Origin of the sequence: uncultured Campylobacter sp., from assembly GCF_963517995.1 — a bacterium.
In the GTDB taxonomy this organism is placed as follows: Bacteria; Campylobacterota; Campylobacteria; order Campylobacterales; family Campylobacteraceae; genus Campylobacter_A.
In genome coordinates, this window is sequence record NZ_CAUQHQ010000127.1 from 1 (window position 1) to 6,369 (window position 6,369).

Here is a 6,369-nt window from a genome sequence, read left to right on the forward strand (position 1 = left end):
TTTCATCCGCTAAAAAGAGTAAAAAAATGAAAACATCAACTAAGACTTTTATGATTATTGCGGCGGCCATATTGATCGCAGTCACAGTGATAAATTTAATCAAATAAAGGAGCAAAAATGAAGCTGATAGTCGAGAGGATTAAAGAGATTTACGACGGCACGATAGGCAGATTTCGCCTAGTTTCGGAAGATAGGCGCGTGCTGCTAGAGGGCTTTACGCTTGAGCCCGCGGGTCCGGATACCGTAGAGCGAGGCCGCGATAAGCGGATACCGGCCGGAGTTTACCAAACGACCTGGCATGAAAGCGACAAATTTCAAAGGCTTTTGCCATTACTTTTTAATGAAAAAGTGCCGAAAGATAGATGCATACTCATCCATAGCGGCAATATTGCAAAAGATACGCAGGGGTGCATCTTGCTTGGAAATAAGGCGGACGAATACGGAGTCGGCGACAGCAAAAGAGCGCTGGAAGCTTTTATAGGGCTGACGTTCAAAAAAGAATTTCAAGTGGAAATCATCAATAAATTTTAAAAGGAGATAGTATGGCAGCAAAGTTCGGAGTAAACGTAACCATAAGCGCCGAGGCCGCAAGACCTATCAGCGTAGAAAGCGTTACGCCCATAGGAATCGCCGGATACGAGGAGGTCCTAGAAAACGGCCTGCATTTTTTCATGACGACGGCAAAGGCGCTTGAAGCGTTAGAGGCAAAATACAAAGCCAAAAAGGACGCGAGCCAAGCCTTTAAAAAAGGCTCGATTTATAGGGCTCTAAAAGGCATCGAAGATCAGGCGGTAAATACGCAAATAATATTAAGCGTATTTACCAAAGACGACGATAGCGACACGAATGACGAGATCACCGAGTGCAAAAAGGCTATATCAGAGCTAACCAAAGCAAAATCTCGCTTCGGATATAACCCTAATTTAATTATATCGCCCGAGTTTAGCCACGAAGACGCTGTAAAAGGCGAGATAGAAAAAGTAGCTACCAGGCTAAAAGCAACCGGCATCGTAGATCTAAAAGCCCAGGACGCGGCCGCGGCGATAGTAAAGATGGGGGACTTCGGCACTAGAAGGCTCGTTGCAGCGTATCCTAACGTCAAGGTTTGGGACGATGAAACGAACGCTTACGTCTATGAAGGGCAAAGCGCTAGAATAGCCGGAATGATAGCTCATACGGACGGTGCAAGCGAGTTCGGATATAGCGACAGCTACTCAAACAGAGTGATGATAGGGGTTTCGGGCACGGAAGTAGACGTAGATTTCGAGCTTGGCGAGACGTGCACGGCTGATGAGCTAAGGGCGGCTAAAATTTCGACCGTCATCAGAGAAAGCGGCTTTAGGGCTTGGGGCGGAGAGACTAGCGACCAGGATACTATATGGAAGGATTTAGCGCGCGTTAGAGTATTTGACCGTATTTCGCAGGCTTGCCAAAAAGGCGTGCTATTTGCTATCGACAAAAAGGCCGACCAGCTCTATCACGCCAAAAGAAGCGTTAGCGAGCTGCTTAGGGGGCTTGTAGGAGCAAAGGTATTGCTCGGATACGAGCTATCTTGGAGCGAGAAAAATACGCTAGCAAACATCACGGACGGTAAATTTTACCTAGACGTCAGAATGCAAAACACCCCTATCGTAAAACAGCTAACGCTTGATTTTATCTATGTCGATAAATACGGCGAAACGCTGATGAACGATTTAAATAAATAGGCGCCTTAAGAAAAGGTTTTTGGAGCAAATCAGGGGCGCCCAGCTTGCGGGGACTTTAGTATTTGCTCCTTTAGTCAAGCTTTGCTTGGCGTTAAAAGGAGATAAAAAATGGTAAAAAGACAGATACCTCAGGTCGTTCAGGAGGCCAATGTTTTTATAAACGGCCAAGGATATTTAGGCGTCGTTAAATCTCTAACTATCCCAAAGATAGAACAAGAGATGATCGAAGTCAAAGGCGCGCTTGGCGGCAATTTCGCAAGCGGGACGATAAAACCCGTAGAAATGGAGTTTAAGCTAAGCGTACTCGATAAAAACACCTATCTTGGATACGGGCTAAATACTTGGAATAACAGAATTCCTTTTTTATTTAAAGCTAGCGTATTTCAAGCGGGCAAAGGCGCTCCCGAGCCTTTTTCTATGGCCGTAACCGGCGATATTACCGAGATAGACCCGGGAAGCTTTGAAAGCGGAAAAGAGATGGAAGTGAGCGTCAAACTAGCCGTACATTTTTTAGATATAAATATAGGCAAAATCCCCGTGGCGCTATTTGACGTAGAAAACATGATATGCCTGATAGGTGGGGTGGATTATTTGGCGCAAGTGCGTTCAAATTTGGGCGAATAATAAATATTTTCTATCGGCGACGAGAGCTGCGCCGATAGATTAAACGGCTTTTAAAGGCCTTTAAATTTTAAGTCAAAGGAATAAAAATGAGCAAGAAAAATGAAATCATCGAACAAGACGGTATCAAATACACCGTCATTACGCTATCAGGCGGTAACGAAGTTAAAATCAGGCACCCAAAGGGCAAAGATCTTCGCTTTGCTATGAGCGGCGCAAAAGGCAGCGAGGCCGATTTGACTTTTAGGCTAGCTAGCAACCTTACTTGTATGAGCGAAGCCGAGCTTGAGGAGCTAGAAGCTAAAGACTGTTCGCTTATTCTTAGCGCGGTGGCGGGTTTTTTGTCCTAGGCCATACCTTTGAGGGCGTAGCGATAATAGGTCATACGCTTCATTTTTCGTTTGATGAAATTATGGAGTTTAGCATAGACGAATACGTAAAATTTTTAGGGATCGCAGAGGAGATATTAAAGAGTAAATTTTAGCGGTTTACTTTTATGAAACCGCTTTTTGAGCCTCTTTTAAAACGTAGCCGACGATGCCTATAAAGCCGCCTAGCAAGCCAAGACCAAATAGTACGGCTATGACATTATCAAAAAGGCCGGGATAAATATAAAACAAAGCCGCAAATAAGGCGATAAGTAAAAACACTTTCATATTTAATCCTTTTTATAGGAATTGTATCACAAAAAGGAGCGCAAATGCAAGAGACGTCGGTAGGTATCGGTATCGGCCTAGCCGTTAGAGGCCTAAGCCAGATAAATACACTAAGAGATAGTCTAAGGAATATGACCAGGACGATAAATGAGGCTAGGCAGGCTCTGGGTTCTCTTGATAACGCCAGATTAAATAACTTACAAGAAAATTTAAGGAGCATGAGGTCGAATCTAACGAGCGAGCTGGCCCAAATACCAAACGCTTTAAAAACCAGTGTCATAGCAGTGCCTATAAAACTAGCCATAGACGACGAAGCAGCCTTTGCTAACGTCAAAAAATACGTAGACGATAGCGAAGAAAACTTACTAAAGCTAAAAAACGAGATGAGAGGGCTTTCAAGCGAGCTTGGAGAAAGCTTTGAAAATATCGCAAATATCGCAAGCGGCGGAGGCAAGATAAATTTAGCTGGCGAAGATCTCGTAAAGTATACGAGACTGTTGGCTACGGGTTCTACGGCGTTTGAAATGAGCGCCGAGCAAGTGGCTACTGCAGCTAATAATATGAAAGTGGGCTTTAAGCTAGATAAGGTCGATGAGCTCAAAGAGTTTTTCGACGTCGTGAATTTGCTTGACAATAAAGTCACTAACGCAGGAGCAGCCGACATACTTACGGCCACCTCTTTAACGGCGGGAAATGCAAATTTGCTCGGATTAAACGAAAAAGCCGCCAGTGCGATCGCGGCAAGCATGCTAAGTACCGGCAAAGCCCCGTCGGTCGTAGGCACTTCGCTAAATTCCCTTTATACTAGGCTAGCCAATATAGACAACCAAGGCAAGAAATTTCACGAGGCGCTAGCTACGATAGGCCTAGATGCTAAACATCTAAAAACAGCTATCGGCAAAGATGCCGCGGGAGCCGTAACGCTATTTTTAGATCGTATTGCCGCTGCGCCCAAAGAACTCCAAGCCGGACTACTTTATGATCTTATGGGCGGAAATTTTAGCGACGAGATCGCAGGACTCATCACCAATATGGATGCTTTTAAAGCCAATATGAAAATGGCCTTTTCGGACGAAGCCGCAGGAAGCATGCAAAAAGAATTACAAGTTAAACTAAATACTGCAAAGTCGGGCATCCAAAGGCTTATGCAAGCCTGGAGAAATTTAGGCTCTAGTTTAGGAGAAACCTTTTTACCGCTTACCAACTCTTTAGCGTCGATGTTGAGCTCTTTAGCTAAATTCTTAAGCGACTTAAGCGCTAAATTTCCAACGCTTACGGCAGTAATGATAAGCGCGGTAGCGGGGCTTATGCTATTTAAGCCCGTATTTTTGATAGTAAGGATAGCCGCCCTTAGCGCAACGGATGCGTTTATAACCTTGGTCAGGGTGCTTAGGTTTTTAAACCCCGTTACGATGATAGCTAGAGCTAGAACCCTGGCTCATGCCGCAGCTCTTAAGATACAAGCGGCAGCCACGTGGCTCGTAGGAGCTAGGCTCAGAGCCGCTCTGATACTAGCCGCAGCATGGAATACGGTAGTAAGGATATCTACCGCGCTTTCTTTGGCCTTCGGCAGAGGTCTAGTTATTTTACGCGCGGGCTTCACGGCTGCGGCCATCGGCGCAAAGATTATGCGCCTAGCTCTTATATCTACCGGTATCGGAGCCCTCGTCGTAGCCATAGGGGCAGCGGGAGCCTATATCGTAGAACACTGGGACGAGGTCAAAGAATTTTTCCTAAATTTTTGGGAAAAGATAAAGACGGTTTGGGATAACGCGATAGTTTGGATCAAAAATGTATGTCAAAGCGTAGCCGACTGGTTTAACAACCTATGGGGTAGCGTAGCGGAGTTTTTTAAAGAAATTTGGCAAAGCGTCGCAAACTTTTTTAGCGGTATTTGGCAAGGGATAGCCGGCTTTCTTAGCTCTATCTGGCAAAAGATATACGAGATGGCGGGCGGCTTTATAGACGCTATCATGGAGGTATTTAGATGGGCATACGACAGTATAGTCTCTATCTTTACCCCTGTGGCAAATTTCTTCAAAGATATATTCATGCCTATAGCCGATTTTTTAAAGCCTATATTCAACGCCTCGATAGATTTTTGGAGCAAGCTATTCGGGGGCTTTTTTGATTGGGTGGCAAGCAAATTTCAATGGATCGTAGATACGGTTAGCTCTATCGGCGATGCACTCGGGGCGGCTACTGATTGGACGAAAGACGCCCTTGGTATAGGAGACGGAAAAGAGGCAAATTGGTACAACCCTTTTTCTTGGTTCAACGATGACGCACCGCAGGAAGTCAAGATCGCTAAGGCAAAAGACCCGATAAAAGACGTCAAGCTGCCTGCGTATACAGGCTTGCCGCAGTTTAGCTCGGATACGCTCCAAGACAAAAACCACAACGCTTCCATAAACCAAATTTTAAAGGCAAACGAAGCGGCGCCAAGCATTGATGCCAAAAAACCGAGCGGAGTCGGCGGCATTCTTGGGGCATCGCCCGGATACAAAGAAAAAGTAGGCGGCGCCCCCGGGGCTATTAACGTTACCTTCACGGGGGATTTTAGGCTATTTGGGGAAAGCGGCAAATTTGATTTAGAAAATTTCAAGGCTCAAATAACAAGAGGCGTCAAAGAGGCGCTTAAAAGAGATGAATTTAACAGTGCCAACACTGAAATAAGAGAGCAAAGGTAGCGATATGGTCTTAAATTTAGGAGGCTTTAAATTTACATGGAAACAGGTGGGCGGTATATCGCTCGAGACCGAGTTTGGTATAAGCTCGCAGGACCGTATCCAAAATCACCCCGTTTTATTTGCGGCAAATTTAGGAAACCAAACTATCAGTATAGAAGGTCAAACCTTACCCTATAACGGCGACAAACAGACGGCATTAAAAAGGCTTTACGAGCTGGCGCGCGGTAGACAAAGCTATGCGCTAACCAACGGAAACGGCAAATATTTCGGCAGGTTCGCGGTTATAAAAATCAGCGAAAAACAAGCCGTATTTACCCCAAACGGAGCGTTTTTTACGCAGAGCTTTAGTTTGGAGCTAAAAAGGGATTACGATGGATAAAATTTACATAGCTAAAGACGGCGATAGGCTCGATACTATCGTCTATAACCATTACGGACATTTAAGATTTTTCGAGCAAGTATTAGCTCTAAATCCAAAACTAGCCGCTACGCTTAAAGCGGGCGACAAGGTATTTTTGCCCGAGATAAAAGAGAAAGCCAAGGAGCAAAATAAGCTATGGTAAAAATTCAAGGCAATAAAATTACCGCGCAGCATTTTTCGCTTAGGCAAGGCGGCGGCGAGCGAGACAAGGGAGCGTATGCGTTATATGTAACCGAAGTCGAGCGAGACGGCAACGAAGTATAAGTAGAAAAAGG

The 6,369-nt window shown here is 45.0% G+C and carries 9 protein-coding genes; 8 read left to right on the forward strand and 1 reads right to left on the reverse strand.

From position 1 onward, the window contains the following. Nucleotides 1–117: 117 nt before the first annotated feature. From RYL88_RS10640 to RYL88_RS10655, 4 genes are all read left to right on the forward strand, one after another. Complete coding sequence (locus RYL88_RS10640; protein ID WP_297967193.1) at nucleotides 118–531, forward strand: DUF5675 family protein; 414 nt, start codon at nucleotides 118–120, stop codon at nucleotides 529–531. Between the two features lie 11 nt (nucleotides 532–542). Next, a complete protein-coding gene (locus RYL88_RS10645) occupies nucleotides 543–1,706 on the forward strand; it encodes a phage tail protein (protein WP_297967196.1) in 1,164 nt (387 codons plus the stop codon). A gap of 108 nt (nucleotides 1,707–1,814) precedes the next feature. Further along, on the forward strand, nucleotides 1,815–2,330 hold the full coding sequence (locus RYL88_RS10650) for a phage major tail tube protein (protein ID WP_297967200.1): 516 nt from the start codon (nucleotides 1,815–1,817) through the stop codon (nucleotides 2,328–2,330). An 86-nt stretch (nucleotides 2,331–2,416) separates the two neighbouring features. After that, nucleotides 2,417–2,677 carry a phage tail assembly protein gene (locus tag RYL88_RS10655; RefSeq protein WP_297967204.1) on the forward strand — a complete coding sequence of 87 codons (261 nt, stop codon included), beginning with the start codon at nucleotides 2,417–2,419 and terminating at the stop codon, nucleotides 2,675–2,677. 144 nt (nucleotides 2,678–2,821) lie between these two features. Here RYL88_RS10655 and RYL88_RS10660 read toward each other — a convergent pair whose 3' ends face one another. Then, the gene (locus tag RYL88_RS10660; RefSeq protein ID WP_297967205.1) at nucleotides 2,822–2,983 is read right to left on the reverse strand and encodes a hypothetical protein; all 162 of its coding nucleotides are present in this window, start codon (nucleotides 2,981–2,983) and stop codon (nucleotides 2,822–2,824) included. Between the two features lie 44 nt (nucleotides 2,984–3,027). On the opposite strand from RYL88_RS10660, the gene RYL88_RS10665 reads away from it, so the two are divergent. From RYL88_RS10665 to RYL88_RS10680, 4 genes are read left to right on the forward strand one after another with little or no spacing between them, the layout of a single operon-like run. After that, nucleotides 3,028–5,673 (forward strand): phage tail tape measure protein, encoded by a 2,646-nt coding sequence (locus tag RYL88_RS10665; RefSeq protein WP_297967207.1) that lies wholly within the window; start codon nucleotides 3,028–3,030, stop codon nucleotides 5,671–5,673. Nucleotides 5,674–5,677: 4 nt separating this feature from the next. After that, the gene (locus tag RYL88_RS10670; RefSeq protein ID WP_297967210.1) at nucleotides 5,678–6,052 is read left to right on the forward strand and encodes a phage tail protein; all 375 of its coding nucleotides are present in this window, start codon (nucleotides 5,678–5,680) and stop codon (nucleotides 6,050–6,052) included. Continuing rightward, on the forward strand, nucleotides 6,045–6,236 hold the full coding sequence (locus tag RYL88_RS10675; protein WP_297967213.1) for a tail protein X: 192 nt from the start codon (nucleotides 6,045–6,047) through the stop codon (nucleotides 6,234–6,236). The genes RYL88_RS10670 and RYL88_RS10675 overlap by 8 nt, the downstream gene beginning before the upstream one ends. Next, nucleotides 6,230–6,358: a hypothetical protein gene (locus RYL88_RS10680; protein ID WP_297967216.1), complete on the forward strand. Its 129-nt coding sequence runs from the start codon at nucleotides 6,230–6,232 to the stop codon at nucleotides 6,356–6,358. Before RYL88_RS10675 ends, RYL88_RS10680 begins: the two co-directional genes overlap by 7 nt. The last annotated feature ends 11 nt before the right edge of the window (nucleotides 6,359–6,369 follow it).

Excerpts from the sequence above, each read along its gene's own strand:
- RYL88_RS10640 (WP_297967193.1), top strand. The coding sequence starts at position 118 with ATGAAGCTGATAGTCGAGAGGATTAAAGAGATTTACGACGGCACGATA.
- RYL88_RS10655 (WP_297967204.1), top strand. The coding sequence starts at position 2,417 with ATGAGCAAGAAAAATGAAATCATCGAACAAGACGGTATCAAATACACC.
- RYL88_RS10665 (WP_297967207.1), top strand. The coding sequence starts at position 3,028 with ATGCAAGAGACGTCGGTAGGTATCGGTATCGGCCTAGCCGTTAGAGGC.
- RYL88_RS10650 (WP_297967200.1), top strand. The coding sequence starts at position 1,815 with ATGGTAAAAAGACAGATACCTCAGGTCGTTCAGGAGGCCAATGTTTTT.
- RYL88_RS10660 (WP_297967205.1), bottom strand. The coding sequence starts at position 2,983 with ATGAAAGTGTTTTTACTTATCGCCTTATTTGCGGCTTTGTTTTATATT.
- RYL88_RS10670 (WP_297967210.1), top strand. The coding sequence starts at position 5,678 with ATGGTCTTAAATTTAGGAGGCTTTAAATTTACATGGAAACAGGTGGGC.
- RYL88_RS10645 (WP_297967196.1), top strand. The coding sequence starts at position 543 with ATGGCAGCAAAGTTCGGAGTAAACGTAACCATAAGCGCCGAGGCCGCA.
- RYL88_RS10675 (WP_297967213.1), top strand. The coding sequence starts at position 6,045 with ATGGATAAAATTTACATAGCTAAAGACGGCGATAGGCTCGATACTATC.
- RYL88_RS10680 (WP_297967216.1), top strand. The coding sequence starts at position 6,230 with ATGGTAAAAATTCAAGGCAATAAAATTACCGCGCAGCATTTTTCGCTT.